Below are 24,602 nucleotides of genomic sequence, written 5' to 3' on the forward strand. Positions count from 1 at the left end.
ATTGACTGATGCTGAAAAAATGGTTTATCGCGCTGTGCGTCGGGCTGGTGTGCTTGCCGGCGGCGGCGGAGCGCATCCGCGATCTGGTGACGGTGCAGGGCGTGCGAGACAACGCCCTGATCGGCTACGGCCTGGTGGTGGGGCTGGACGGCTCCGGCGACCAGACCATGCAGACGCCGTTTACCACCCAAAGCCTGAGCAACATGCTGTCGCAGCTGGGCATCACCGTGCCGCCGGGCACCAACATGCAGCTGAAAAACGTGGCGGCGGTGATGGTGACCGCCAAACTGCCGCCGTTCTCGCGCGCCGGGCAGAACATCGACGTGGTGGTTTCTTCGATGGGTAATGCCAAGAGCCTGCGTGGCGGCACCCTGCTGATGACGCCGCTCAAAGGCGTGGATAACCAGGTCTATGCGCTGGCGCAGGGCAACGTGCTGGTCGGCGGCGCGGGCGCGGCGGCCGGCGGCAGCAGCGTGCAGGTCAACCAGCTGGCGGGCGGGCGCATCAGCAACGGCGCCACCATCGAGCGCGAACTGCCGACCACCTTCGGCAGCGGCGGCGTTCTCAACCTGCAGCTGAACGACGAAGATTTCACGCTGGCACAGCAGATCAGCGACGCCATTAACCGCCAACGCGGCGGCGGTACCGCGACGCCGCTCGATGCCCGCACGATCCAGGTGCTGGTGCCGCAGGGCAACAGCTCGCAGGTGCGCTTCCTGGCGGAGATTCAAAACATCACCGTCAACGTCGGCGCGATGGACGCCAAAGTGATCATCAACTCGCGCACCGGTTCGGTGGTGATGAACCGCGATGTGATCCTCGATTCTTGCGCCGTCGCCCAGGGCAACCTGTCGGTGGTGGTCGATCGGCAGAACACCGTCAGCCAACCGACGACGCCGTTCGGCGGCGGCCAGACGGTAGTGACGCCAAACACCCAGATCTCGGTGCAACAGCAGGGCGGATCGCTGCAGAAGGTGAACGCCAGCGCCAACCTGAACAACGTGATCCGCGCGCTGAACGCGCTGGGCGCCACGCCGATCGATCTGATGTCGATCCTGCAGGCGATGCAGAGCGCCGGCTGCCTGCGCGCCAAGCTGGAAATCATCTGATGGCCGGCGATCTGATGGCGATGTCGGGCGCGGCCTATGACGCCCAGGCGCTGAACGGCCTGAAGCGCGATGCGGCGGCCGACCCGCAGGGCAACCTCAAGCAGGTGGCCCAGCAGGTGGAAGGCATGTTCGTGCAGATGATGCTGAAAAGCATGCGATCTGCCTTGCCGCAGGACGGGGTATTGAGCAGCGATCAAACGCGGCTCTATACCTCGATGTACGACCAGCAAATCGCCCAGCAGATGTCGCAAAAAGGGCTGGGGCTGGCCGACATGATGGTCAAGCAGATGAGCAACGCCAACACGGTGCCAAGTGAAACGGCGGGCCTGTCGCCGATGGCGCTCGACAACGAGGTGCTGCAAACGCTGCCGAACCAGGCGCTGGAGCAGATGGTGCGCCGCGCGATGCCGAAAGCCCCGCCGGCCGCCGCGCCGATGTCACTCAACAACGGCAACTTCGTCGCTCGCCTGTCGATCCCGGCGAAGGTCGCCAGCCAGCAGAGCGGCATTCCGCATCAGCTGATCGTCGCGCAGGCGGCGTTGGAGTCCGGCTGGGGGCAGCGCGAGATCCCGACCTCAGACGGCACGCCGAGCTACAACCTGTTCGGCATCAAGGCCGGCGGCAGCTGGAACGGGCCGGTGACGGAGATCACCACCACCGAGTTCGAACAGGGCGCGGCGAAAAAGGTGAAGGCGAAGTTCCGCGTCTACGGTTCGTACGTTGAAGCGATCGCCGACTACGTCAAACTGCTGACCAACAACCCGCGTTACGCCGACGTGGCCGCCGCACGCAGCCCGGAGCAGGCGGCGCATGCGCTGCAACGCGCCGGCTACGCCACCGACCCGCAGTACGCCAGCAAACTGGTCAGCGTGATTCAGCAGATGAAGAACGCGGGGGAACAGGCGGTCAAAGCTTACACCCACGATCTGAAAGATTTGTTCTAAATCCCCGTCATTCTTGACGCCGCAGCGGCGTTGACTGCACAAGCTCGCCCCGGTCACTTGGCTTAACCAAGCGCCCGGGGACGCCCTTGCTTGTCGCCTTGCTGCGACGCCAATTATTTAGGGGATAGGCGGTAACGAAGGCTGGCTGGATGCTGACCGCGTTGCCGCTTTTTTTCCTCAAGTTCTTCTCATTTTGGCCGATAACCGAAACAGGCTGAGCGAACAGGCTCAGCAGCTCAATTAGAACCCTGTGGGCCACCGGCGCCGCAGCATAAGGAATTCCGATGTCCAATAGCTTAATCAATACCGCGATGAGCGGGCTGAATGCGGCTCAGGTGGCGCTCAGTACCGTCAGCAACAACATCTCCAACTACAACGTGGCGGGCTACAACCGCCAGACCGCGATCCTGGCGCAGAACGGCGGCATGGCCACCATGAGCGGCTTTATCGGCAACGGCGTGACCGTCACCAGCGTCAACCGCGAGTACAACCAATTCATCACCAACCAGCTGCGCGGCGCGCAAAGCGCGTTCGGGGCGCAAAACGCCTATTACGAGAAGATTTCGCAGATCGACAACCTGTTGGCGAGCAAAACCAATCCGCTGTCGACCAACATGCAGGATTTCTTCACCAACCTGCAGAACCTGGTGAGCAACGCCGGTGACGATGCCGCGCGCCAAACGGTGCTGGGCAAGGCCAACGGCCTGGTGAACCAGTTCAACAACACCGATAAATTCCTGCGCGACATGGACAACGGCGTTAATCAGCAGATCAGCGATACGGCGCAGCAGATCAACAGCTACGGCCAGCAGATCGCCAAGCTGAACGACGAGATCACCCGTTTGCGCGGCAGCGCCGCCGGCGAGCCGAATGCGTTGCTGGATCAGCGCGATCAGCTGGTTACCGAGCTGAACCAACTGGTGGGCGTACAGGTCACGCAACAGGACGGCGACGCCTATACCGTCTCCTTCGCCAACGGCTTGACTCTGGTGCAAGGCAGCAATACGTATCAGGTGGAAGCCGTGCCTTCCAGCAGCGATCCTTCCCGTCTGACCATCGGCTATAACCGCGGCAACGGCGCCAGCGAAGTGCCGGAAGGTCAGATCACCAGCGGCACGCTGAGCGGCGTGCTGAAATTCCGCAGCGAAACGCTGGACGGCGTGCGCAATCAGCTGGGCCAGTTGGCGCTGGCGATGGCGGACAGCTTCAATCAGCAGCATCGCGCCGGTTTCGACCTGAACGGCGACGCAGGCGGCGACTTCTTCAGCTTCAGCGGCGGCCGGGTGGTGGATAACACCCGCAATACCGGCGACGCGTCGCTGTCGGTCTCTTACACCGATACCGGCAAGGTGAAAGCCAACGATTATCGCGTCGAGTTCGACGGCAGCAACTGGCAGGTCAGCCGCCTGCCGGACAACGTGAAAGTCAACGCCACGCCGGGTACCAGCGCGGACGGCAAACCGACGCTGAACTTCGACGGGCTGGAAGTGAGCATCGACGGCAATGCGCAGGCTAAAGACAGCTTCACCGTGAAGCCGGTCAGCGACGTGGCGGGCAACCTGAAAGTGGCCATCACCGATTCGTCCAAGATCGCCGCCGCCGGTAAAGACGACAGCGGCCGCGGTGATAACGAAAATGCCAAGAAACTGCTGGATCTGCAGACCAAAAACCTGGTGGACGGTAAGGCGACCCTGAGCGGCGCTTACGCCGGCATTGTCAGCGGCGTCGGCAACCAGACCGCTGCCGCCAAGGCCATCGCCACGTCGCAGGCCAAGATCGTGACGCAGCTGGGTGCGCAACAGCAGTCGATGTCCGGCGTCAACCTTGACGAAGAGTATGGCGAGCTGCTGCGTTTCCAGCAGTACTACATGGCCAACGCGCAGGTGATTCAGACCGCCAGCTCGCTGTTCGATGCGTTGCTGAATATTCGTTGATTTCATTGTTAATCGGCGCCGATAACGGCGCCGATCGCTCAGAGTAAGGAACCCACAGCATGCGCATGAGCACCAGCATGATGTACCAACAGAACATGAACGGCATCACGGGCAACCAGTCGCTGTTCATGAAGGCGGCCGAGCAGCTTTCCTCGGGCAAGCGGGTGATCAACCCGTCCGACGATCCGCTGGCGGCGTCGCGCGCGGTGATGTTGTCGCAATCGCAGGCGGAAAACAGCCAGTACACGCTGGCGCGCACCTTCGCTCGTCAGAACGTGTCGATGGAAGAAACGGTCTTGGCCGGCGCGACGTCCACCATCGCGGACATGAAGGCGTTGATCGTCAACGCCGGCGGCACCGAAAGCGATAACGACCGCCAGTCGCTGGCCACCCAGTTGCAGGGGCTGAAAGATCAGCTGCTGAACCAGGCCAACAGCACCGACGGCAACGGCCGCTATATGTTCGGCGGATACGTGAACGACAAGGCGCCGTTCGTCGACAACGGCGGCACCGTCAGTTATCAGGGCGGGGACAAGACGGTTCAGCAGAAAGTGGACGCCAACCGCACCATGACCATCGGCCATACCGGCAACGCGGTGTTCATGTCGTTGACCAGCAATCCGAAGCCCGAGCCGGACGGCAGCGCGCCGGTCAGCAACGTATTCGAGAGCATCGATATTGCGCTGAACGCGTTGAAAACCCCGCTGCAGGGCGCCGATGAGGCCACCAAGCAGCAGGTGAACGATGCGTTGGCGAAAGCCAACCGCGGTCTGGACAACTCCTACAACAACGTATTGAGCGTGCGCGCCGAGCTGGGCAGTCAGCTGCAGGAAATGGATCAGCTGGACAGCATCGGTAAAGAGCGTGACATGACCAACCAGATCCAGATGAGCGCGTTGACGGATGCCGATCTGGCCGAGTCTATCTCGTCTTATTTCATGCAGCAGGCAGCGCTGCAGGCGTCGTATAAAACCTTCAGCGATATGCAGGGCATGTCGCTGTTCCAGATGAATCGTTAAGAGCAATACCCCGTTGCCTGACCGCGACGGGTTTCCCTTTAGTGCGCTTAGAAAACACCTTCTCCGCCCCGCGGGGAGGGAGGCTTCTTGAAACCGGGCGCACTCGTTTGGCGCGTCACTCATTCTCCCACTACTGACTGAGTGACGCGCCTTTTTTTCATCAGGAAAGAAATAATAAGATTGTCACCCCTGTTTAATGCGCAGCGGCATTATTGAAATCAGCGGTGGAAAAATCGCGATGGGTATTATTTTCCTGACGATAAATAGCGATGTTATTTCTTCTTCTTCTTCACGACTTTCCATTTTCCGCCGTCGGCCGTCTCGGTAAAAGAAACTCTAAATTTGTTGCTTTTCCAGTGGGTCAAGCCGAATAACCGGCGCGCCTTGCGGTTGCTTTTCGCTTTAATCATGATCTCGCTCCTGTGGTTAGCAAAGGTCGATGCTGCGCCCTGCAGCCGGCTGGCGCCGGACGCATTTATTCAGGGTGTAAGTTATCTGCCGCGCATTTAACCCTGCGTGGCTGCGTTATTTTTTATTTTTACTTTGGAGTCAGTGTTTTTATCGCCGCTGATGGCTAGCGTGGTACGGGCGATATTTTTGTTACCGGGACTATTCTAGGTCGGAGTTTTATTTATTCAAGCCGCCGGAGACATTTGAACCTTAATCTGGATAAAAGACGTTTCTCAGGCTTTTGTCCCAAGAAAGCGTTTTTATTGCCATTTTGTCTCAGGCGGAAAAGGGGAAAAGGAAGGGGGCGCCACAGGGACTTAGAAGGTCATGCCGCCGATCACCGCCGCCAGCCGATCGAAGATTTCACCGAACAGATGCTCGCAGAACGGCGCCAGCATCGGCATCATCATGCCCAGCGTCATGATGCCGAAGGTCATGGTGACCGGGAAGCCGATCACGAAGACCGACAGCTGCGGGGTCATGCGGTTGAGCAAGCCGAGCGCCATGTTCAGCGTCAACAGCAGGCAGATCAGCGGCAGCGCCAGCATCATGCCGTTGATGAAAATCAGCGAGCCGACCTGGGTTAACACCAGGAAGCCGTTGCCGTTCAGCGGCTGCGTTTGAATAGGCAGGGTATGGAAGCTGTCCGCCAGCAGCGAAATCAGCCACAGATGACCGTCGAAGCTGAGGAACAGCAGCATCGCCAGCAGGTTGAGCAGGCGCGCCAGCACCGGCATGTTCGGGCCGCCGCTGGGATCGAAGAAGGTGGCGAACGACAGGCCCATCTGCATGCCGATCACTTCGCCCGCCAGGCGCACTGCCGCGAAGGCGAACTGCATGGTCAATCCCAGCGCCACGCCGATCAGAATCTGTTGAATCGCCAGCCACAGGCCGGCGGCGGAGAAGATCGGGATATTGCTGGCGGGCAGCGTCGGCGCGATCAGGATGACGATCAGCCCGCCAAGGCCGATTTTGACCTTTTTGCTGATTTGCTTTTCGCTGAATATCGGCGCGGTGCTTATCAGCGCCAGAATGCGCAGCAGCGGCCAAAAATAGTGGCTGAGCCAGACGGTGAGCTGGGCGCTGTCGAAGGTGAGCACGGTTAGCCGATCAGGGTGGGCAGGTTGCTGAACAGGGTGCGCATGTAGTCCAGCAGCAGGTTCAACATCCAGGGGCCGGCGATGATGATGGTGGCCACCACCGCCAGAATTTTGGGGATGAACGACAGCGTCATTTCGTTGATCTGGGTGGCGGCCTGCAGCAGGCTGACCACCAGGCCGCTGATCAGCGCCGCCAGCAGCAGCGGGGCGGCCAGCGCCAGCGCCACTTTCATCGCTTCGGTGCCGAGCGCCATAACCGATTCAGGTGTCATCTCGCGTTCTCCGGTCGGGGTTATGAATAGAAGCTCTGCGCCAGCGAGCCGAGCAGCAGCTGCCAGCCATCGACCAGCACGAACAGCATCAGCTTGAACGGTAGCGAGATGGTGGCCGGTGGCACCATCATCATCCCCAGCGCCATCAGCACGCTGGCGACCACCAGGTCGATAATCAGGAACGGAATGAACACCGTAAAACCGATCTGGAAGGCGGTTTTCAGTTCGCTGGTGACGTAGGCGGGCAGCAGAATGCGCATCGGCACTGCCTCCGGGCCGGCCAGCGGCGGCTGATTGGCCAATCTGGCGTACAGCGCGAGATCGGTTTCGCGCGTTTGGCGCAGCATGAATTCGCGCAGCGGCTGCGCGCCTTTATCCAGCGCGACCTCCAGCCCGATCTTGTCCTGGCTGAACGGCAGGTAGGCGTCCTGATAAACCTTGTCGAACACCGGCGACATGATGAAGAAGGTCAGGAACAACGCCAGCCCCAGCATGACCTGGTTCGGCGGCGCCGACGGCGTGCCCAGCGCGTTGCGCAGCAGCCCGAGCACGATGATGATGCGGGTAAAACTGGTCATCATCAGCAACATGGCGGGCAGGAAGGTCAGCGAGGTCAACAGCACCAGCGTCTGTACCGGCAGCGACCAGCTTTGGCCGCCGTTGGCCAACGGCTGACTGATCAGCCCCGGCAGTTGCGCCAAAGCCGCCGGGCTGATGAACAGCAGGGCGGCAGGGAGCCAAACCGCCGGACGGCGGACGAGGGTATGAAGAGTCGAGGTCATGCCGATTTTTCCGGGCGTTTCAGAACTTTTTGCATCAGTTGGCGGAAGTCCGCCGGCGTCGCCGCGTCGGCCGCGCCCTCGTCTTTCGGCGGGGCGGGCAGGGTGTGCAGCGGGGTGATCTGCTGGGCGGTAACGCCCAATACCAGCAAGGTGTCGTCGACTTCCACCACCACCACGCGCTCGCGCTGCCCGACCTGGCAACTGGCGCGCAGGTTGAGCAGCTTGTTGTTGCGCGCCTGCGGGGCGAAACCCAGCCGACGGAACAGCCAACCGGCCAGCAGGATCAGCAGCAGAATGCCGCCGAGCGCGCTGCTGACCTGCATCAACACCGAACCGGCCGGCAAGGCCGGCGCGGCGGGCGGTTGGCTGCTTTGAACGGTAACGGGTGCCGCGACGGTCATCAGCGGCTCAGTCGACGCATGCGTTCGGACGGGGTGATGATGTCGGTGATGCGCACGCCGAACTTGTCGGCCACCACCACCACTTCACCTTGTGCGATCAGGTAACCGTTGATCAGGATGTCGAGCGGCTCGCCGGCCAGGCCGTCCAGCGCCACCACCGAGCCTTGCGACAGGCGCAGCAGCTCTTTGATGGTCATCTTGGTGCGCCCCAGCTCCACGGTCAGCTTGACCGGAATATCCAGGATCAGGTCGATATCCTGCAGGCTGCCGAGCGCATCCTGAGCTTCCAGCGACTTGAACACCCCTTCGGTGCTCGCGCCGGATTTCTCTGTCGACTGCTGCTCGTTAAACGCATCAGCCCACAGATCGTCTACGGATTCCTTTCCTTCGCCAGACGGTTGCTTAGGATCACTCATTGGGCTGTTCCTCACTCAGAGCATTCAAAATAGGGTTAATCAAATGTTCAACACGCAGGGCATATTGCCCGTTCAACGTGCCGTATTGGCTGGTCAGAACCGGTACGCCGTCCACATGGGCGATCAGGCGTTCCGGCTTGTCTATCGGTAATACATCGCCCGGCTGCAGCTTCAGGACTTTCGACAGCCGCATCGGGATATCGACGAAGTTGGCGATCAGCTCCAGTTCGGAGTGCTGCACCTGCTTCACCAGGGTTTCGCGCCAGTGGCTGTCTTCCTGCCGCGAGTTTTCCAGCGGCGGATTGGTCAACAGCTCGCGCAGCGGTTCGATCATGGCGAACGGAATGCAGATGTTGAACTCGCCGGTCAGCGCGCCGATCTCTACCTGGAACGGCGTGGTGACCACGATGTCGTTCGGCGAGGTGGTGATGTTGGTGAACTTCACCTGCATTTCGGCACGCACGTACTCCACGTCGATCTTGTAGATGGCGCTCCAGGCGTCGCCATAGGCGTCCAGCGCCAGGCGCAGCATGCGTTTGATCACCCGCTGTTCGGTCGGGGTGAATTCGCGGCCTTCGACCTTGGTCGGGAAGCGGCCGTCGCCGCCGAACAGGTTGTCGACGGCGATGAACACCAGACTCGGCGCGAACACGAACAGGGCAGTGCCGCGCAGCGGATTCAGATGCACCAGGTTCAGGTTGGTCGGCACCGGCAGGTTGCGGGCGAACTCGTGATACGGCTGGATTTTGATCGGGCCGACGGTAATGTCCGGGCTGCGGCGCAGCAGGTTGAACAACCCCATGCGGAACTGCCGGGCAAAACGTTCGTTGATGATTTCCAGCGCGTGCAGACGCTCGCGCACCACGCGGCGCTGGGTGTTCGGATCGTAAGGCTTGACCTCGCTCTCTTTGCCGACTATCGCTTCGGGTTCATCACCCGCGCTGTCGCCGTTGAGCAAGGCGTCGATCTCTGCCTGTGAAAGAATGCTATCGCCCATAGTGATTACCGCAGTATGAAGGCGGTGAACAGCACGTCGCTGACCACCTGCTTCGGTTGTCCCTTAACCAGCGGCGGGCTGAGCACGTCCTTAATCTGCGCCACCAACTGTTGTTTCCCTTGTTCATTGGCCAGCTGGCTCGCTTCCTGGCGGGAGAGCAGCATCAGCAGACGGCTGCGCACTTCCGGTAGAAAATCGTTCAGCTGACGGCGGGTACTTTCGTCTGGCAGACGCAGCGTGAGGCCGATGTACAGCACGCGATCCGGGTTGTTGTCCGGCGTCACCAAGTTGACGGTAAAGGTGTCGAGCGGCATGAACACCGGCGCGGCCGGCGGTTGCTGTTTGGCGGCGGCCGGTTCGGCGCCGTTTTTATGCTGTTGCAGCAGCCACCAGCTGTAGCCCGCGGCGCCACAGGCGACGACGCTGATCAACACCAGAAGGATGACCAGAAGGGGGCGTTTCGGTGCTGCCGGAAGGGAGTTCTGAGACATAGCGAAATCTAATTCCTGTTGTTCCACCCGCGGCCGGCGAGGCGGCGGGCATGGCGCGCGGCAAAGCCGCACGCATGACATGTAAAGGTATTATCGCGTCTATTGCGGCGTGCAATAGCCTGAATAGACGCGCAAATGGGTGCCAGCTTGGGCGTTTGCGGCGGCTTAGGCGAAAATATCGACGCCGTTGACCGCACTGGCCATACGCTGCAGCGCCACCGGCGCGCTGACGCCCTCGGCGACTGCGCCGTCACCGCCATGATGTTCCGCATAGCTGGAACGACCCTGACCGTTGGACGCCTGCTGTTGCGCCTGCTGCTGCCATTGCGGGGTGGATTCGCCGCCCACGCTGCTTTGCCCCAGGTTGATCCCACTCTCCGCCAGCGCGTGCCGCAGCTGCGGCATCGCCGCTTCCACCGCCGCACGCACCTGGCCGTGAGCGGAGGCGATGTGCAGTTGTGCCTGCTGATCGTCCAGTTTCAGCGTGATCTGCAAGGCGCCCAGTTCCTGGGGGTGCAGGCGCAGTTCGGCGCTCTGCTGGCCGTTGCGGTGGAACATCAGCACCTGTTGGTTCAACGCCTGCTGCCACTCCGGGCTGCCCAACTGCGCGTTGAGCTGCGGCGTAGGCGGTGCGGTTACCAGTGCGCTGGCAGGGGCGGCCGTTTGCGTTGGGCTGGCGGCGGCCAGGGCGACGGCGTGGTTGAGCGTCGGTTGCTGCTGTGCATCGCTCGCCGGCAGCGGCTGTGCGGCACTTGCGCGCTCACCGCTGGTCGGTTGCGGGAGCGCCGCCTTGGCATTATCGTCGCCGGTGGCCGGCGTTTTCGCCCCTGTCAGCGACGGAGCAGGGGATGCCGATGAACGCGCGGCGGTTTTATCACTGGCCGCCGCAATGTTCAGCAGGCCATTGCCGGGCTGCAGTGCAGTCGCCTCGTCAGCGCTTTCCACCGTCAGCGAGCGTTGGCCTTCGGTCGGTTGCGCCTGGGCGACGAGCGCGGCCGGCAGCATGGCGTACAGCGCCTGCAGCGTTGCGGCATCCAGCTCTTTGGCGGCGGCGATCGGCGGCTGCGCCGGTTTGTCGCCGGCGGTGGGCGCCTCGCCCTCGGCGCCCTCAGGTGAAAGCGTATCGGCTGAGGTTGTCTGGCCCGGCAGCAGGCCGCCAAGCTCGCCGAAGGTGGCCAGCAGTTGATTGAGCTGGTTGCGGCTCAGGGCCGGGGCGCGTTCCTCGTCCGCGCTCAGCGCGACCGGCGGCTGTTTGCCGTCGGCGGCAGGCGCGAAACGTGCGCCGAGCAGCTGGGCGAAAGCGGAAGACAGCTGGCTTTCATCCAGCGTCGACGTCAGTTCGGCCAGGCCGCCGGCGTCGCCGGGTAAGGCCAGGCCGGGCAGGGCGTTCAGATTCATGGGTTGATATTCCTTTGTGCACTGCGTTGAGCGAACTCATCCATCAGTTTTTGATCCCGTTTGTTCTCCTGCTGCTGCTCCGCCGTCATGGCGCGGGTGTGCAGGGTCTCGAAAGCGTTCAGCCGCTGTTGTTTGTCTTGCCATTGCTTCACCGCATGATCCACTTTCTGCCCCCACTGCAGCAGCTGCTGGCGGTGCTGGTCGATGGCCTGTTCCAGCGTACCGATAAACTGCTGGTAGTTTTGCCAGCGTGAGCTGTCCATGCCGTCGCAGAGCGTATGATTCAGCTTCTGGCGGTATTCGTCCTGATAGTTGAGCAGCATCGACAGCTGTTGCTCTGCCGCCTGCTGCGCCTGCCGTACCTGGCCCAGCTGTTGCGCGGCCTGTTCCACCGCATCCTGCGCCAGATCTCGCAGGGTAATCAGGGGGGATTGTGATTTCATCGCTGTGCGCCTCTGGTGACGTTAAACAATCAACTGCTGCAGCTGTTGACAGGCTTCATCATAGCCGCTGCGTTCAAAGATGCCCTGCTGCAGGTAAGCTTCCATCTGCGGATACAGCGTCATCGCTTTGTCCAACAACGGATCGCTGCCCGCCGCGTAGGCGCCGACGCTGATCAGATCGCGGTTGCGCTGATAGCTGGCCAGCATCTGTTTGAAGGTGCGTACCCGGCGGTAATGCTCTTCGTCGATCAGCGACGTCATGGCGCGGCTGATCGACGCTTCGATGTCGATCGCCGGATAGTGACCGGCTTCCGCCAGGCGTCGGGACAGCACCACGTGGCCATCGAGGATCGCGCGCGCCGAGTCGGCGATCGGGTCTTGCTGATCGTCCCCTTCGGTCAATACGGTGTAGAAAGCGGTGATGGAACCGCCGCCGCTGATGCCGTTGCCCGCGCGTTCCACCAGCGCAGGCAGCTTGGCGAAGACCGACGGCGGATAGCCTTTGGTCGCCGGCGGCTCGCCGATGGCCAGGGCGATCTCACGCTGTGCCATGGCGTAGCGGGTGAGGGAATCCATGATCAGCAACACATGCTGCCCGCGATCGCGGAAATCTTCGGCGATACGGGTGGCGTAGGCCGCCCCCTGCATGCGCAGCAGCGGCGACACGTCCGCCGGCGCGGCGATCACCACCGAACGCGCCCGGCCTTCGGCGCCGAGAATGTTCTCGATAAAGTCTTTGACCTCGCGGCCACGTTCGCCGATCAGGCCAACGACAATCACATCCGCCTGGGTATAACGGGCCATCATGCCGAGCAGCACGCTCTTGCCGACGCCGGAGCCGGCGAACAGGCCCATACGCTGGCCGCGACCGACGGTCAGCAGGCCGTTGATGGTGCGCACCCCCACGTCCAGCACCTGCTCGATCGGCGTGCGCTGCAAGGGGTTGAACGGCGCGGTGATCAGCGGCGCGCGGTAACCGGTTTCCGGTGAAGGCAGACCGTCGAGCGGTTTGGCGCTGCCGTCCAGCACCCGCCCCAACAGGGCCGGGCCGAGCGGCAGCTGTTTGCCGGCGCTTTGGCCTTCCGGCGCGATGCGGGCGTAAACCCGCGCGCCCGGCACGATACCTTCCACTTCTTCCAGCGGCATCAGGAACAGCCGTTGGCCGTTGAAGCCGACCACCTCGCTTTCCACTTCCTGCACCTCGCCGGCGTTGTGCCGTTCGATGAGGCAGGTCGCGCCGAGCGGCAGCTGCAGGCCGGTGGCCTCCAGCACCAGCCCGGTGGCGCGGGTCAGGCGACCGTAGCGGCGCACCGTCGGCGCGCGCGCGATGCGTTTTTCCAGCGTATCCAGAGAACTCAGCCAGCGGCCGAGACGCGCGGTCATCAGACTTCTCCCGGTGCCGCCAGGCGGCACAGTTCATGCCAGCGCGTCGCCAGGCTGGCGTCGAGATCGCCTTCCTCAGCGCTGACCTTACAGCCGCCCGGGTGCAGTTCGCCGTCCGCCAACAGGCGCCAGCCGTGCAGGCTGAGGGTGACCCCCAGCTGCTGCTCGACGCGCGGGTAGTCGTCCGGGTGGACCCGCAGCTGCGGCTTACCGTTGAACATCGGCTCCTGCTGGATCAGCTGTTGGATCTGCGCCAGCAGGGCGGTGCCGTCGCACACCGGCGGTTGGCCCAGCACCTGTTTGGCGGCGGTCAGCGCCAGCTGCATCAGTCGGGAGGCGATCACGCTGTCGAGCGCGTCCAGCGTATGCTGGAATTCGGTGACCAGCTGCTGCCAGTGGGCGGTCAGCGGCAGTTGCTGCTGCTGCGCTTCCAGCAGCCCTTGCTGGCGGCCTTCCTCCAGACCAGACTGAAAACCGGCCTCATAGCCTTTTTGCTGGCCGTCGGCATAGCCCAACTGCTGGCCCTGTTGCTCGGCCTGCAGCCGCAGCGTGGCCAGCTGCTGTTGCAATTCGGCCTGTGCATCCGGCGACGGATCGTCAAGTTCGAGATCCGGCAACTGCGGCAGTTCGACAGCCGGTTTCTGTTCGCCCAGGTCGTTGAGCGACCAGGGCTGCCAGGGCAGGGTGTTAATGCGATCAGACATAGGTGTCCTCGCCGCCGCCGATGATCATTTCGCCGCTTTCCGCCAGGCGTCTCACCACCAGCAGGATGGCTTTCTGCTCGTTTTCCACCTGCGACATGCGCACCGGCCCACGGTTGGCCAGATCGTCGCGCAGGATGTCGGCAGCGCGTTGCGACATGTTCTTGAGGAACTTCTCGCGCAGCGGCTGCTCGGCGCCTTTCAACGCGATCAGCAGCGACTCGCCTTCCACTTCCTGCAGCAGGCGTTGGATACTGCGATCGTCGACTTCCACCAGGTTTTCGAACAGGAACATCTCGTCGATGATCTTCTGCGCCAGCTCGCCGTCGTATTCGCGCATCGCGTCGATGACCGCTTCTTCCTGCTGGGTTTTCATCAGGTTGATGATCTCGGCGGCGGTACGCACCCCGCCCATTTTGCTGCGCTTGAGGTTTTGGCCGTCGAGCAGATTGTTCAGCACTTCGGTCAACTCCGCCAACGCCGCCGGCTGCACGCCGCCGAAGGTGGCGATACGCAGCATCACGTCATTGCGCAGGCGTTCGTCGAACAGGGCCAGGATATCCGCCGCCTGGCCGCGTTTGAGGTGCACCAGGATGGTGGCGATGATCTGCGGGTGTTCGTCGCGGATCAGATCGGCGGCGCTCTGCGGTTCCATAAAGTTGAGCGTTTCCATGCCGGTGGTGGTCTCGCGCGATTCGAGAATGTCTTCCAGCAGGCTGGCGGCGCGCTCTTCGCCCAGCGCTTTGACCAACACCGAACGCAGGTAGTCGCTGGCGTTGACGCTCAGCGCCGCGTATTGCTCGGCGTCGTCTTCAAACTCGGTCAGTACTTCGCCGAGCTGTTTGTGCGAAACCTGGCTCATGCCGGCCATGGTGCCGCTCAGCAGCTGTACTTCGCGCGAGGAGAGGTGTTTGAACACCTCCGCCGCGCGATCTTCACCCAGCGTCATCAGCAGGATGGCGCTTTTGTCGGTTCCGGTCAGGCTCATATCTCGTTACTCATCCATTGGCGGATTACCAGAGCGACCACGCGTGGGTCTTTGTCAGCCAGATCGCGGATCCGCTGGCTCTGGACTTCTGCGCTGACGCGCTGCTGCGATTTACGACGCTGCGCCAGCTCCTCGTTGCTCGGTTTGCTGCTGTCGGCCGGTTTGGCGGCAGGGGCATTGGCGGCGGCGATGGCAGCCTGTTGCGCCACCTGGCGCTGTTGCAGCTGCGGCCGCACCAGTTTGCGCCACAGCAGCCAAGCCACCAGCAGCACCAGCAGATAGCGGCCCGCGTCGATGAGACGATCGATAAACGACTGGCTTTGCCAGAACGGCAGTTCGCCACCGGTCACCTGACTGTCGGTAAACGGCGTGTTGACCACGTTCAGGGTATCGCCACGGCTGCTGGAGTAACCCATCGCTTCACGCACCAGCGCTTCGATCTGCGCCAGCTGCTCTTTGCTCATCGGCTGCGGTTTGCCGTCTTTATCTACGCCGAGGTAGTTGACCACCACGGCGACCGACAGACGCTGCACGGTGCCGGCTTTTTGCTGGGTGTGGCGAATAGTACGGTCGAGCTCGTAGTTGGTGGTCGCGTCGCGACGGGTGTTTTGCGGTACGCCGTTGGCCGCCGCGCTGCGGGTGGCTGCGGCGTTTTGCGCGGTGGCATTGGCATTGTTGCCTGCGGCGTTGGCCGGCTTGGCGGTCTCAATCGGCGCGGTGGCCGGTGCGCTCGGCTGATTGGACAGCGCGCCCGGCACGCCACCCACCTGTGGCCCACCGATCTGCTCGCTCAGGCTGGTTTGCTGAGAGCGGATAGCGGCTTTGTCAGGCTGTTGGTTAGGTTGGTACTGTTCATCGGTTTGTTCGCGAGTGGCGAAGTCGATCTGCGCGGTGACCTGCGCACGCACGTTGGCGCTGCCGACCACCGGGGCGAGGATCGCCTCGATGCGGCGCTGGAAGCCGTTTTCCACTTCGTTGGCGTATTTCAGCTGCGAGGCGTTGAGATCGCGCCCGGTGCCGTCGGACTGCGTCAGCAGACGGCCGGCCTGATCGACCACGGTCACGTTGCCCGGCGGCAGGCCGGCGACGCTGCTCGACACCATATAAACGATGGCGTTGATCTGGCCGTCGTCCAGCGCACGGCCGGGTTGCAGGGTCAGCGTCACCGACGCGGAAGGGGATTTCTGTTCGCGCACGAACAGCGAAGGTTTAGGCAGCGCCAGGTGAACGCGGGCGTTTTGCACCGGCCCCAGCGATTCGATAGTGCGCGACAGTTCACCCTCGAGGGCGCGCTGATAGTTGATCTGCTCGCTGAACTGGCTGATGCCGAATTTTTCCTGATCCAGCAGTTCGAAGCCGACGGCGCCACCTTTCGGCAGCCCTTGCTGTGCGAGGCGCAGACGGGTTTCATGCACCTTTTCCGCCGGGATCAGCAGCGCTGCGCCATTCTCGGCAAAGCGGTAAGGGATATTCATCTGCGTCAGCTGGGTGACGATGGCGCCACCGTCGCGGTCGTTCAGATTGCTGTACAGCACGCGGTAGTCGGGACTTTTCACCCACAACAGCAGCGCGACGACGATCGCGATCGCGGCGGAAGCGGCGACCAGCAACGGAATTTTCGGGTTGGCGCGCAGACGATTCCAGATGGCCTGCAGGCCGTTGTCGCGGCTTTCGCCGGCGGTTATCGAAGCACTCATTTTAGGTCTCGTCCTTCAATGGCGCTCACGATCCCGTATGGGCCGCTGAGCAGCTCCCTGCCAGGCTGATGAACGGTATGGTTAGCGTTGTGTGACAAAACAGACTCCCTGATACACATATCTTCTAAATAGCGGCGCTCCCATTTCTGGGCAGGCCATTATTCGCCTTATCAGACGATTCCGATTGCCCGATAAGCCGGGTTTTTTGCAGTTAATTAGCCGCTTTAGGTCTGAAAACGCTGTGCTAGGGTGTGCATCATTGGAGAAGTGCAGGGTGAAACGTCACCCGGCGAGACGAGATGATTGAGGACCAGATGGCGATTCAGGGCATTGAAGGGGTACTGCAGCAGATGCAGACCATGGCGGTTCAGGCCGGCAAAATGGGGCAGAATACGGCGCCACAGGGCGTCAGCTTCGCCAGCGAACTGACCGCGGCGCTCGGCAAGATCAGCGAGACCCAGCAAACGGCGCGCAAGCAGGCGCAGGATTTTGAACTGGGCGCGCCGGGTATCAGCCTGAACGATGTGATGGTCGATCTGCAGAAATCGTCGGTCTCTTTGCAACTGGGCGTGCAGGTGCGCAACAAGCTGGTGGCGGCCTACCAGGACATCATGAATATGCCGGTGTGATGAACGTGCCACTCATTGTTCAGTGAAATTTGGTACCCTATAGCGACGGTTATTTATCGGGATAGGATGATGTGTAAATCACTGTACCTTGCTCTTGGCATCATGGCGCTGTCTGGATGCGCCGGGCAAAACGATGATTATTCATTGGCCCCAAAAAACGCGGATCATCAGGACGCCAGCAAAGAATGGAAAGCGTTTGTCGCACCGCTGTCCGTGAAGACGCAGTTGCCCGGCGAGCGAGAAATGAAACGTGCTGCCCGGCAATACTGAAGTCAATGGGCAAAAAAAACCAGCTACCGAAATAGCTGGTTGAAGGTGCGATAAAACATTTGTGTAATGTAGGAGCGTCGACGCTCGCTCGACGTGGCGCCGACGCGGTTATCATATTTGTTATGTTATAACAAATCAATGCTGCTGTGTGTTTGCTTCAGCCTGCCAATTCTGTGATCCGCTCACGGGCGTTCGCCAACCCCTGCGCGAGGCCGTGCGGTTTCATATCCAGCCCTTCGGCATAGATAAATTGCACGTCGCCGATCCCCATCAGCCCCAGCACCGATCGCAGGTAGGGTGTCACGGCATCGGTCGGCTGGCCGGCGTGTACGCCGCCGCGTGAACTGAATACCAGCGCATTGACGCCCTCGACCAACCCGACCGGGTAGGTGGCGGTATAGTTGAACGTTACCCGGGCGCGGGCCACCAGATCGAACCAGTTTTTCAGCTGGGTTGGTACGTTGAGGTTGTACATTGGTGCCCCGATCAGCAGCAGATCGCTCCCTTTCAGTTCGGCAATCAGCCGATCGGAAAGCGCCACCGCCGCTTTGGCGCGTTGACTGGTGTTTTCCGCGCCGCGCAGCGCACTAAACAGCTCGCCATCCAATACCGGCAGATCCAACGCCGTCAGATCGTGCTCGACGATCTTATCTTCGTGTCCTTTGGCCCGACGTTCCGCCAGATAGCGATCAATCAGGTTATTGGTCTGCGAGTCGTTTCCCATAATGCTGGATTTGAGCACCAGTATTTTTTTCATGTGGTTGTCCTCTGACGGTCATCTGTGGTTTTCACCGGAAATTCCGGAATGACTGCAGGTTATCATTGCTTGATGTTCACCAGTGGTGATAGGTTTTCACTTAATTGATTCCAATTTGGAAACGGTGAAATGAAAAGCGATCTCAGCGCGCTGCCGGCTTTTGTCGCCGTGGCGGAAGGTGGCAGTTTTGCCGCCGCCGCAGAAAAACTGCATCTGACGCGCTCCGCGGTCAGCAAAATCGTGTCGCGGCTGGAGGCGCGGCTCGGCGTGATGTTGTTTATGCGCACGACGCGCAGCCTGAGCCTGACGGACGAAGGGGCGCTGTACTACGAGCACTGTCGGCAGGCATTGGCGAACATTCAGGCGGCGGAACATCAACTGGACAGCGGCAAGATGCAGGTCAGCGGCCGGCTCAGGGTCTCAGTGCCGGTGTTGTTCGGCCACCTGTGCATCGCCCCCTTGCTGACGGCGCTGGCGAATGAGCATCCGTTGCTGGCGCTGGAAATCTCGTTCAGCGACCGCAGGATCGATCTGGTCGACGAGGGGTTCGATCTGGCGGTACGTATCGGCGAGCTGGCGGACAGCGGCAGTCTGATTGCCCGGCGCCTGGGCGAACACGGCATGCTCCTGTGCGCGTCGCCCGATTACCTGTGGCGCAGCGGAGAACCGAGCACGCTGGACGCGTTAAGCCGACATCAGGCGGTGGGGTATCTGCATGCCGGTACCGTGTTGCCCTGGCAACTTCGCGGCGAAAACGGTGAGTTGCAGTCGTTCAGGCCACCGGCCAAGATGATGATGGATGACATGCAGGGGATCGTCGATGCCGTTTCCGCCGGTGCCGGTATTGCCTGGCTGCCGGAGTGGCTGGTACGCGATCGGCTGGTGGCGGGGACGTTGGTGGAGATCATGCGCGGTGAATCCAGCCTCAGTTTTCCGGTGAATGTGGTATGGCCTTATATGCCTTACCAGCCGCTCAAGGTGCGGCTGGCGGTGGACAAATTGGTGGCGGAGCTGCCGGGGAAATTGGCGCTTGCTGCGCCGGTGATATCTTACCGGTAATGGCCGGCGCCACCATCGACAGGAAACGGGCGCTAATGTACCGAATAGAGGGACGAAAACGGCGCTGTCAGGCTCATTGAATGCGCAGGTGACCGTTTATTATAACCTGATTAGTAGGGTTATTATTCGAGGTCGGTCAATGAGCACGAAAAGCGAATCCAGATGGCGCCTGATCAGTATTTTTATGCTGACGGTACTCGCCGTTTTAATAGGCATTTTGGTTAAACTGGATTGAAGTCTGACCAGGTGATAAAAGCCTGGCCATTTTATTGCGCGGCAAGTAAGCGCATCATGTCTTCTTCATACAGCAAGGCTAAAATCCACAGCACCAACAACATTATTGTTAGAGAAAATAATCGCTTTTCATTACGCATCGTTTAATTTGCTCTTCGGCGGTTCGACGTTGCGTAGCCTATCTCAGCGTTGTGACAACTGTTAGGGACCTGTGCCAAATAAAGCCATTTTGTTGCGCGTCTATTTAGGTTTCTCCGGCGGCTATCGCTTCGGCCCCCAGGGGGCCAGGTTCCATAATCCTTTGGTGGCCGCGAATGGCGGTAGGCGCGAAGCCGAAGCGCTTGCGAAAACGTTCGGCGAAACGCGACGCGCTTTCATAGCCGACATGTTGTGCGATGGCGGAGATCGGCCAGTCGGTGGATTGCAGCAGGGCCAGCGCACTGCTCATGCGCACGTCGATCATCAGGTTGCGCAACGCGGTATTTTCCATCGACAGTTTGCGGCGCAGCATCACTTCACTCATCGACAGGCTCTCCGCGACTTTGGCCGCGGTCCAAATGCTGTGTGGATCGGTTGCCAGGCAGCGGCGCACGCGCTGCGTCAGGTCTTTAGCTTCGTTGTGGATGAAGCGAATGCCGAACTGGGCCAGCCACAGCAGAATCTCCAGCATTTTGTGCCGCACGATGATGGTGGGAAAACGCTGCCGGAGCGCCAGCGCCAGGCTGGTGGTCTCAAAGCTGTGCTTCAGGGCGCAGGGCAGATTGCGCAGCGCCAGGACGGCATCGAACGGCATCGGCGCCGGCGTTTCCTCGGCCGGAGGCTGAAGAGTGAGCAACAGAGGGTCGCAGGTCAGCAACTGACAGCTGAACACTCCCTCTTCAGAGGGGCCGTTAATAATATCCACCGTTTGTCCCCCGTCGATAATCAACAGCTCGCCGGGATGAGCCACCACTTCGTGTTGTTGCCAGCGTACGCGCTTATGGCCTTGTTGTATCAGGTACAGATGTGGTTGCTCAAAATAGACTGAAGGGAATAATAATTCAGTATGCTGAATGATGTGCGCTGAGGCACCAATTCCTGAACAGAGATTAATTGTACGTTCCATCGATATTCATTTCGCAGCCATTATCTGAGAATATCTTTACGCTTTGATCCGCGTTGGAGCAACATTTTTCCATGGGCTGTGAAACACAGCGGCGTGTTTTATCTATCAAAAATCAATTTCCTGCTGAACAGAAAACGTCCGTGTCGGGATGATGCTTATCCATTAAAGTGAGAGCCAGGCTCGAAGCGCGCATTTTACTAATTACCCATAAACTGAATAATTCAAATGCCATAGATTAATATCCTAACGTAACCCGAGAGTAATAGCGCATGGTGCTATTTAATCCATTTTCGTCAGTATTGTCGATCTTATCGGACTTGTGGTTCCCCCAGCAACAGTGCACGATCATGAAACTGGCCGTAGGTATTGTTGACGACGTTCTGGCGCGTGGACTGCTCGATCAGCGTTTTCAGCTCATCCATGCGTTGCTGTAGCAGACGCTTGAGCTCGGTTTCGTTGTCGAGGATCTGTTGCAGCTTATTGCGCAGCATCTCCTGCAAGGCCATTGACGGGCCGGCTTGCCCGGTAAAGGCGGCGGTTTTTTCTACCGCCGTCACGTAGGCGAACTCGAGTTCGACGAGCTCTTCCCAGCGCCCGGTTTGCGCCAGCGCGATCATCTGGCTGCTCAGACTGTAAATTTGTTGATAAGCGGCTAACAGCTGCTGTTGACGTTCCATTACATGGCGTCCTGCGAAGGTTGGTAGTTGGGGCCGATCTGGCGCCAGGCGTCGGCGATGTTTTCCAGCAGTTTGACCACTTCGGCGATCGCCGCTTCGTCGTTATGCAGGTTGGCCTGCATTAACCGACGCTTCATGTAGTCGTACAACGCCGCCAGGTTTTCGGCGATCTCGCCGCCCTGTTGAGGGTCCAGGCCGCCTTTCAGGCCGTTGTCGATGATGTTGATGGCTTTGGACAGCGCCAGGCCTTTGCCGGCGATATCGCCCTGGTTCATCAGGATGCGTGCGCGAAGCAGGGCGCTGAGCGCCCCGTCGAACAACATCACGATTAACTGGTGCGGGCTGGCGCTCATGGCGCCGCTTTCCAGACTGACCTGTGCATAGGCCTGAGTGCCGCTACGGTTATACATGCTGTTTTCTTTACCTTGTTAAAGGGTTACTTGAACTGTTGAGCCAAATAGTTACTGGTGCCGTTCATTTTCGACATCATGGTATCCAGCTGAACGAACTGTTGTTTGTAACGATCGATGGTGTTCTGAATGCTGGCGGTGACCGTGGTGATCTGGCTGTTCAGGCGATCGAGGTTGGTGTTGATGCTCTTGGTCGAGTTCTCGATGATGCCGCCGGATTTGATGTAGCTCTGGATCTGGTTGTGGATCTCGGTGGCCATGCCGGTGTCTTTGCCGTTGCCGACGAAGAAGTTGCTGACCTGATCCGGCTTCTCATCCATCGCTTTCTTCAGCTTGGCGCTGTCGATTTCCAGCTTGCCGGTTTTGGTGTTGGTGGAGATACCGAGGTTGCCCAGGCCTTTCAAATCCGGGTTGTCCTGGGCTGCGCTCAGGGCGCTTTTGATCGACGACTGAACGCCGCGCAGGGTGTTGTCGCCCAGCAGCGGACCGTTGCTGGGGTTTGGCGCTTCGCCGGTTTTCACCGGGGTGAACTTGGACAGTGCGTTGAAGGTGTCCAGCAGTGAGTTATAGCTATCGACCCACTCTTTGATTTTGTCGGTGGTGCCGGCGGTGTTGGCGCTGATCACCAGGTGCTGCGGTTCATCGGTTTTGGTTTTGGTTTTCAAATCGATGGTAACGCCCTGCAGGGCATCGCTGATCGAGTTGGTGCTGCGCTTGATGGCTGTGCCGTTCACCATCAGCTCCGCATCCTGCGGCGCGACCGTCTGCTTCATGGCAGTGGTGGTGCCGCGGGTGGCGTTGTAGTTCAGGATATCGCCCAGCTTATCGTCGTTATCGACCTGGAGGGAAATCTTGTTGTTTTCGCCGGTGGTGGAGGAGCTGATCGCCAGCTGATAGTCGTTGTCGCCGACGCGCATGATGCTGGCGGTGACGCCGGCTTTGGCGCCGTTGATGGCGTCGCGCATCTCAAGCAGAGAGGTTTGATCGTCGCTGAGCGGGATCTTGGTTTCTTTCGGCGGGTTGCCGGCGGTGATGGTCAGAGAGCGGTTGGTGATGCCTTCTTTACCTAATTTTTCGCCTTGATCGCTGACTTTCGCCTGCGTGGTCAGGGTTTGCGCCTGCGCCAGTTTGTTCACTTCCACCACGTAGTTGCCCGGTACCGCCTTGGCGTTGGTGGTGATTTTAAAGGCGTCATGTTCGGTGGCGGTAGTCGCCTTGAAGAAGTCCTCTTTCGCCATCTCCTTGCTGAGGTTGTCGAACTTTTCCAATGCGCCTTTGAGCGTGCCGTAACCGGTCAGCTGGGCGTTATAGCTGGATTGCTTGGTGGTGTAGGGGGTCAGGCGCTGTTGTTCCGCCTTGGTCAGCTTATCCAGCAGGCCGTTGAGGTCGAGTCCTGAGCCGAGACCTAATGAACTGATCGTTGCCATGAGTAATTCTCCTTGATTATGACTTTATTCGCTTTACGCGTTATCGGCCCAGTGATGAAAAAGTTTACCGAAAAAAGCAAAAAACCGATGGCGCAATAGAGGAGGGAAAAACCACGTTATTTCTGCCATTGCCGCAGACGCAAAAAATTTTAAAAAATTGCTAAAGGTTGTTAGGGGAGGGCCGATACCTGAGGGGACGGTGGTTGACGCCGTGGGCAAATAAGCCCGAACCTTTTAACTGTGTTGCGAAGAACGCAACTGACTCGTAAGGAAAGCAAACAATGGCACAAGTAATCAACACTAACAGCCTGTCGCTGATGGCGCAGAACAACCTGAACAAATCTCAGTCTTCTCTGGGCACTGCGATTGAGCGTCTGTCTTCCGGTCTGCGTATCAACAGCGCGAAAGACGATGCTGCGGGTCAGGCGATCTCCAACCGTTTCACCGCGAACATCAAAGGCCTGACTCAGGCTTCTCGTAACGCCAACGACGGTATCTCTCTGGCGCAGACCACTGAAGGCGCACTGAACGAAGTTAACGACAACCTGCAGAACATCCGTCGTCTGACCGTACAGGCGCAGAACGGTTCTAACTCCAGCAGCGACCTGAAATCCATCCAGGACGAAATCACCGAGCGCATGTCGGAAATCAACCGTATCTCCGCGCAGACTGACTTCAACGGCGTGAAAGTGCTGAGCAGCGATCAGAAACTGACCATCCAGGTTGGCGCTAACGACGGTGAAACTATCGACATCAACCTGCAGAAAATCGACTCCACTAAACTGGGTCTGGATGGCTTCGACGTTACTACTAAAGGCCCTACTGCGGGTTCCGCGATTGCTACCGGCGCTCACATCAAAGCTGCTACCGGTGAAGACGTTGTTTACGATGCTGCCACTGCGAAAAGCGGTTTGGCTGACGGTAAGGCGCTGATCTCTGGTAAAGGTGCAGATGGTAAAGATGCGATGTTTGTCGAAACTACCGACAAAACTACCGGTGCTAAAACTTACGCTGCAGCCTCTGTAGACAAAGACGGTAAAGTAACCGAAGGCACTGCCGTCACCATGAAAAACCCACTGGATACCCTGGACAAAGCGCTGGCACAGGTTGACGGCCTGCGTTCTTCCCTGGGTGCGGTACAGAACCGTTTCGATTCTGTTATCAACAACCTGAACAGCACCGTGAACAACCTGTCCGCTTCTCAGTCCCGTATCCAGGATGCTGACTACGCGACCGAAGTGTCCAACATGAGCCGTGCCAACATCCTGCAACAGGCTGGCACCTCTGTTCTGGCACAGGCTAACCAGTCTACTCAGAACGTGCTGTCCCTGCTGCGTTAATCGTCTCTCCCGATTAACTGTCGCAAAGAAACCCCGCTTCGGCGGGGTTTTTTTATGTTCGCGCACCGCCCGGTTATTACATGGCGCAAATAAAGCCCGTTTTGTGCGACTGTTCAGCCGATTGGCATTTCGCCCCCTACGCATAATAGCGCTGACTCTCTTATCCGCA

At 59.9% G+C, this 24,602-nt stretch carries 28 protein-coding genes; 8 read left to right on the forward strand and 20 right to left on the reverse strand.

What is annotated here, in order from left to right:
- Positions 1 to 8 precede the first annotated feature (8 nt).
- Positions 9 to 1,109, forward strand: coding sequence for a flagellar basal body P-ring protein FlgI (locus FHU12_RS06445; RefSeq protein WP_004934816.1), 1,101 nt, complete (start codon positions 9 to 11; stop codon positions 1,107 to 1,109).
- Positions 1,109 to 2,053, forward strand: coding sequence for a flagellar assembly peptidoglycan hydrolase FlgJ (flgJ, locus tag FHU12_RS06450; protein ID WP_141968172.1), 945 nt, complete (start codon positions 1,109 to 1,111; stop codon positions 2,051 to 2,053). The genes FHU12_RS06445 and flgJ overlap by 1 nt, the downstream gene beginning before the upstream one ends.
- 7 nt (positions 2,054 to 2,060) lie before the next feature.
- Here the strand turns inward: flgJ and FHU12_RS06455 are convergent, their stop codons facing one another.
- Entirely contained in the window at positions 2,061 to 2,345 is a 285-nt protein-coding gene (locus tag FHU12_RS06455) for a hypothetical protein (RefSeq protein ID WP_141968174.1), read from the reverse strand.
- On the opposite strand from FHU12_RS06455, the gene flgK reads away from it, so the two are divergent.
- Complete coding sequence (gene flgK / locus FHU12_RS06460) at positions 2,338 to 3,987, forward strand: flagellar hook-associated protein FlgK (protein WP_004934814.1); 1,650 nt, start codon at positions 2,338 to 2,340, stop codon at positions 3,985 to 3,987. The two genes, FHU12_RS06455 and flgK, sit on opposite strands and share 8 nt — an antisense overlap.
- A 59-nt stretch (positions 3,988 to 4,046) precedes the next feature.
- Positions 4,047 to 5,006 (forward strand): flagellar hook-associated protein FlgL, encoded by a 960-nt coding sequence (gene flgL / locus FHU12_RS06465; protein WP_016927302.1) that lies wholly within the window; start codon positions 4,047 to 4,049, stop codon positions 5,004 to 5,006.
- A gap of 272 nt (positions 5,007 to 5,278) precedes the next feature.
- Here flgL and sra read toward each other — a convergent pair whose 3' ends face one another.
- The 14 genes from sra to fliF form a co-directional block, all read right to left on the reverse strand.
- The gene (sra, locus tag FHU12_RS27090) at positions 5,279 to 5,416 is read right to left on the reverse strand and encodes a stationary-phase-induced ribosome-associated protein (protein ID WP_185742282.1); all 138 of its coding nucleotides are present in this window, start codon (positions 5,414 to 5,416) and stop codon (positions 5,279 to 5,281) included.
- A gap of 357 nt (positions 5,417 to 5,773) precedes the next feature.
- Positions 5,774 to 6,556, reverse strand: coding sequence for a flagellar biosynthetic protein FliR (gene fliR / locus FHU12_RS06470; protein ID WP_033632754.1), 783 nt, complete (start codon positions 6,554 to 6,556; stop codon positions 5,774 to 5,776).
- 2 nt (positions 6,557 to 6,558) lie between these two features.
- Positions 6,559 to 6,828: a flagellar biosynthesis protein FliQ gene (gene fliQ, locus FHU12_RS06475; protein WP_004934803.1), complete on the reverse strand. Its 270-nt coding sequence runs from the start codon at positions 6,826 to 6,828 to the stop codon at positions 6,559 to 6,561.
- Between the two features lie 20 nt (positions 6,829 to 6,848).
- A complete protein-coding gene (gene fliP, locus FHU12_RS06480; RefSeq protein ID WP_025303257.1) occupies positions 6,849 to 7,610 on the reverse strand; it encodes a flagellar type III secretion system pore protein FliP in 762 nt (253 codons plus the stop codon).
- On the reverse strand, positions 7,607 to 8,011 hold the full coding sequence (gene fliO / locus FHU12_RS06485; protein ID WP_033647771.1) for a flagellar biosynthetic protein FliO: 405 nt from the start codon (positions 8,009 to 8,011) through the stop codon (positions 7,607 to 7,609). The genes fliP and fliO overlap by 4 nt, the downstream gene beginning before the upstream one ends.
- Positions 8,011 to 8,427: a flagellar motor switch protein FliN gene (gene fliN / locus FHU12_RS06490; protein ID WP_038876868.1), complete on the reverse strand. Its 417-nt coding sequence runs from the start codon at positions 8,425 to 8,427 to the stop codon at positions 8,011 to 8,013. The genes fliO and fliN overlap by 1 nt, the downstream gene beginning before the upstream one ends.
- Complete coding sequence (gene fliM / locus FHU12_RS06495; protein WP_025303254.1) at positions 8,420 to 9,424, reverse strand: flagellar motor switch protein FliM; 1,005 nt, start codon at positions 9,422 to 9,424, stop codon at positions 8,420 to 8,422. Before fliM ends, fliN begins: the two co-directional genes overlap by 8 nt.
- 5 nt (positions 9,425 to 9,429) lie before the next feature.
- Positions 9,430 to 9,915: a flagellar basal body-associated protein FliL gene (fliL, locus tag FHU12_RS06500; protein ID WP_004934797.1), complete on the reverse strand. Its 486-nt coding sequence runs from the start codon at positions 9,913 to 9,915 to the stop codon at positions 9,430 to 9,432.
- A 165-nt stretch (positions 9,916 to 10,080) separates the two neighbouring features.
- The gene (locus FHU12_RS06505; RefSeq protein ID WP_141968176.1) at positions 10,081 to 11,313 is read right to left on the reverse strand and encodes a flagellar hook-length control protein FliK; all 1,233 of its coding nucleotides are present in this window, start codon (positions 11,311 to 11,313) and stop codon (positions 10,081 to 10,083) included.
- Positions 11,310 to 11,756, reverse strand: coding sequence for a flagellar export protein FliJ (gene fliJ / locus FHU12_RS06510; RefSeq protein WP_033634978.1), 447 nt, complete (start codon positions 11,754 to 11,756; stop codon positions 11,310 to 11,312). The genes FHU12_RS06505 and fliJ overlap by 4 nt, the downstream gene beginning before the upstream one ends.
- A gap of 21 nt (positions 11,757 to 11,777) precedes the next feature.
- Complete coding sequence (gene fliI, locus FHU12_RS06515; protein WP_141968178.1) at positions 11,778 to 13,139, reverse strand: flagellar protein export ATPase FliI; 1,362 nt, start codon at positions 13,137 to 13,139, stop codon at positions 11,778 to 11,780.
- The gene (fliH, locus tag FHU12_RS06520) at positions 13,139 to 13,843 is read right to left on the reverse strand and encodes a flagellar assembly protein FliH (RefSeq protein ID WP_141968180.1); all 705 of its coding nucleotides are present in this window, start codon (positions 13,841 to 13,843) and stop codon (positions 13,139 to 13,141) included. The genes fliI and fliH overlap by 1 nt, the downstream gene beginning before the upstream one ends.
- Positions 13,836 to 14,828, reverse strand: a complete 993-nt coding sequence (fliG, locus tag FHU12_RS06525; protein WP_060420814.1) for a flagellar motor switch protein FliG — start codon at positions 14,826 to 14,828, stop codon at positions 13,836 to 13,838. The genes fliH and fliG overlap by 8 nt, the downstream gene beginning before the upstream one ends.
- Positions 14,825 to 16,525: a flagellar basal-body MS-ring/collar protein FliF gene (gene fliF, locus FHU12_RS06530; RefSeq protein WP_141968182.1), complete on the reverse strand. Its 1,701-nt coding sequence runs from the start codon at positions 16,523 to 16,525 to the stop codon at positions 14,825 to 14,827. The genes fliG and fliF overlap by 4 nt, the downstream gene beginning before the upstream one ends.
- A 314-nt stretch (positions 16,526 to 16,839) precedes the next feature.
- On the opposite strand from fliF, the gene fliE reads away from it, so the two are divergent.
- On the forward strand, positions 16,840 to 17,154 hold the full coding sequence (gene fliE, locus FHU12_RS06535; RefSeq protein WP_141972913.1) for a flagellar hook-basal body complex protein FliE: 315 nt from the start codon (positions 16,840 to 16,842) through the stop codon (positions 17,152 to 17,154).
- 69 nt (positions 17,155 to 17,223) lie between these two features.
- On the forward strand, positions 17,224 to 17,424 hold the full coding sequence (locus FHU12_RS06540) for a hypothetical protein (protein WP_141968185.1): 201 nt from the start codon (positions 17,224 to 17,226) through the stop codon (positions 17,422 to 17,424).
- A 157-nt stretch (positions 17,425 to 17,581) separates the two neighbouring features.
- Here FHU12_RS06540 and FHU12_RS06545 read toward each other — a convergent pair whose 3' ends face one another.
- Positions 17,582 to 18,181, reverse strand: coding sequence for an FMN-dependent NADH-azoreductase (locus tag FHU12_RS06545; protein WP_141968187.1), 600 nt, complete (start codon positions 18,179 to 18,181; stop codon positions 17,582 to 17,584).
- Between the two features lie 129 nt (positions 18,182 to 18,310).
- Here FHU12_RS06545 and FHU12_RS06550 point away from each other — a divergent pair, with 129 nt between their 5' ends.
- Positions 18,311 to 19,240, forward strand: coding sequence for a LysR family transcriptional regulator (locus FHU12_RS06550; protein ID WP_141968189.1), 930 nt, complete (start codon positions 18,311 to 18,313; stop codon positions 19,238 to 19,240).
- A gap of 478 nt (positions 19,241 to 19,718) precedes the next feature.
- Here the strand turns inward: FHU12_RS06550 and FHU12_RS06555 are convergent, their stop codons facing one another.
- From FHU12_RS06555 to fliD, 4 genes are all read right to left on the reverse strand, one after another.
- The gene (locus tag FHU12_RS06555) at positions 19,719 to 20,579 is read right to left on the reverse strand and encodes a helix-turn-helix transcriptional regulator (protein WP_141968191.1); all 861 of its coding nucleotides are present in this window, start codon (positions 20,577 to 20,579) and stop codon (positions 19,719 to 19,721) included.
- A gap of 308 nt (positions 20,580 to 20,887) precedes the next feature.
- Positions 20,888 to 21,256 carry a flagella biosynthesis regulatory protein FliT gene (fliT, locus tag FHU12_RS06560; RefSeq protein ID WP_038876898.1) on the reverse strand — a complete coding sequence of 123 codons (369 nt, stop codon included), beginning with the start codon at positions 21,254 to 21,256 and terminating at the stop codon, positions 20,888 to 20,890.
- Complete coding sequence (fliS, locus tag FHU12_RS06565; protein ID WP_141968193.1) at positions 21,256 to 21,666, reverse strand: flagellar export chaperone FliS; 411 nt, start codon at positions 21,664 to 21,666, stop codon at positions 21,256 to 21,258. The genes fliT and fliS overlap by 1 nt, the downstream gene beginning before the upstream one ends.
- Positions 21,667 to 21,692: 26 nt before the next feature.
- Positions 21,693 to 23,093 carry a flagellar filament capping protein FliD gene (gene fliD / locus FHU12_RS06570; protein WP_060433356.1) on the reverse strand — a complete coding sequence of 467 codons (1,401 nt, stop codon included), beginning with the start codon at positions 23,091 to 23,093 and terminating at the stop codon, positions 21,693 to 21,695.
- 281 nt (positions 23,094 to 23,374) lie between these two features.
- Here fliD and FHU12_RS06580 point away from each other — a divergent pair, with 281 nt between their 5' ends.
- Positions 23,375 to 24,433, forward strand: a complete 1,059-nt coding sequence (locus FHU12_RS06580) for a FliC/FljB family flagellin (RefSeq protein WP_141968195.1) — start codon at positions 23,375 to 23,377, stop codon at positions 24,431 to 24,433.
- The last annotated feature ends 169 nt before the right edge of the window (positions 24,434 to 24,602 follow it).

Source organism: Serratia marcescens (genome assembly GCF_006715005.1).
Classification (GTDB): Bacteria; Pseudomonadota; Gammaproteobacteria; order Enterobacterales; family Enterobacteriaceae; genus Serratia; species Serratia montpellierensis.

Bases quoted from the DNA above. Each gene is read 5' to 3' on its own strand.
- FHU12_RS06445 (WP_004934816.1), top strand. From the start codon at position 9: ATGCTGAAAAAATGGTTTATCGCGCTGTGCGTCGGGCTGGTGTGCTTG.
- flgJ (WP_141968172.1), top strand. From the start codon at position 1,109: ATGGCCGGCGATCTGATGGCGATGTCGGGCGCGGCCTATGACGCCCAG.
- flgK (WP_004934814.1), top strand. From the start codon at position 2,338: ATGTCCAATAGCTTAATCAATACCGCGATGAGCGGGCTGAATGCGGCT.
- flgL (WP_016927302.1), top strand. From the start codon at position 4,047: ATGCGCATGAGCACCAGCATGATGTACCAACAGAACATGAACGGCATC.
- sra (WP_185742282.1), bottom strand. From the start codon at position 5,416: ATGATTAAAGCGAAAAGCAACCGCAAGGCGCGCCGGTTATTCGGCTTG.
- fliQ (WP_004934803.1), bottom strand. From the start codon at position 6,828: ATGACACCTGAATCGGTTATGGCGCTCGGCACCGAAGCGATGAAAGTG.
- fliP (WP_025303257.1), bottom strand. From the start codon at position 7,610: ATGACCTCGACTCTTCATACCCTCGTCCGCCGTCCGGCGGTTTGGCTC.
- fliO (WP_033647771.1), bottom strand. From the start codon at position 8,011: ATGACCGTCGCGGCACCCGTTACCGTTCAAAGCAGCCAACCGCCCGCC.
- fliN (WP_038876868.1), bottom strand. From the start codon at position 8,427: ATGAGTGATCCTAAGCAACCGTCTGGCGAAGGAAAGGAATCCGTAGAC.
- fliM (WP_025303254.1), bottom strand. From the start codon at position 9,424: ATGGGCGATAGCATTCTTTCACAGGCAGAGATCGACGCCTTGCTCAAC.
- fliL (WP_004934797.1), bottom strand. From the start codon at position 9,915: ATGTCTCAGAACTCCCTTCCGGCAGCACCGAAACGCCCCCTTCTGGTC.
- FHU12_RS06505 (WP_141968176.1), bottom strand. From the start codon at position 11,313: ATGAATCTGAACGCCCTGCCCGGCCTGGCCTTACCCGGCGACGCCGGC.
- fliJ (WP_033634978.1), bottom strand. From the start codon at position 11,756: ATGAAATCACAATCCCCCCTGATTACCCTGCGAGATCTGGCGCAGGAT.
- fliI (WP_141968178.1), bottom strand. From the start codon at position 13,139: ATGACCGCGCGTCTCGGCCGCTGGCTGAGTTCTCTGGATACGCTGGAA.
- fliH (WP_141968180.1), bottom strand. From the start codon at position 13,843: ATGTCTGATCGCATTAACACCCTGCCCTGGCAGCCCTGGTCGCTCAAC.
- fliG (WP_060420814.1), bottom strand. From the start codon at position 14,828: ATGAGCCTGACCGGAACCGACAAAAGCGCCATCCTGCTGATGACGCTG.
- fliF (WP_141968182.1), bottom strand. From the start codon at position 16,525: ATGAGTGCTTCGATAACCGCCGGCGAAAGCCGCGACAACGGCCTGCAG.
- fliE (WP_141972913.1), top strand. From the start codon at position 16,840: ATGGCGATTCAGGGCATTGAAGGGGTACTGCAGCAGATGCAGACCATG.
- FHU12_RS06540 (WP_141968185.1), top strand. From the start codon at position 17,224: ATGTGTAAATCACTGTACCTTGCTCTTGGCATCATGGCGCTGTCTGGA.
- FHU12_RS06545 (WP_141968187.1), bottom strand. From the start codon at position 18,181: ATGAAAAAAATACTGGTGCTCAAATCCAGCATTATGGGAAACGACTCG.
- FHU12_RS06550 (WP_141968189.1), top strand. From the start codon at position 18,311: ATGAAAAGCGATCTCAGCGCGCTGCCGGCTTTTGTCGCCGTGGCGGAA.
- FHU12_RS06555 (WP_141968191.1), bottom strand. From the start codon at position 20,579: ATGGAACGTACAATTAATCTCTGTTCAGGAATTGGTGCCTCAGCGCAC.
- fliT (WP_038876898.1), bottom strand. From the start codon at position 21,256: ATGGAACGTCAACAGCAGCTGTTAGCCGCTTATCAACAAATTTACAGT.
- fliS (WP_141968193.1), bottom strand. From the start codon at position 21,666: ATGTATAACCGTAGCGGCACTCAGGCCTATGCACAGGTCAGTCTGGAA.
- fliD (WP_060433356.1), bottom strand. From the start codon at position 23,093: ATGGCAACGATCAGTTCATTAGGTCTCGGCTCAGGACTCGACCTCAAC.
- FHU12_RS06580 (WP_141968195.1), top strand. From the start codon at position 23,375: ATGGCACAAGTAATCAACACTAACAGCCTGTCGCTGATGGCGCAGAAC.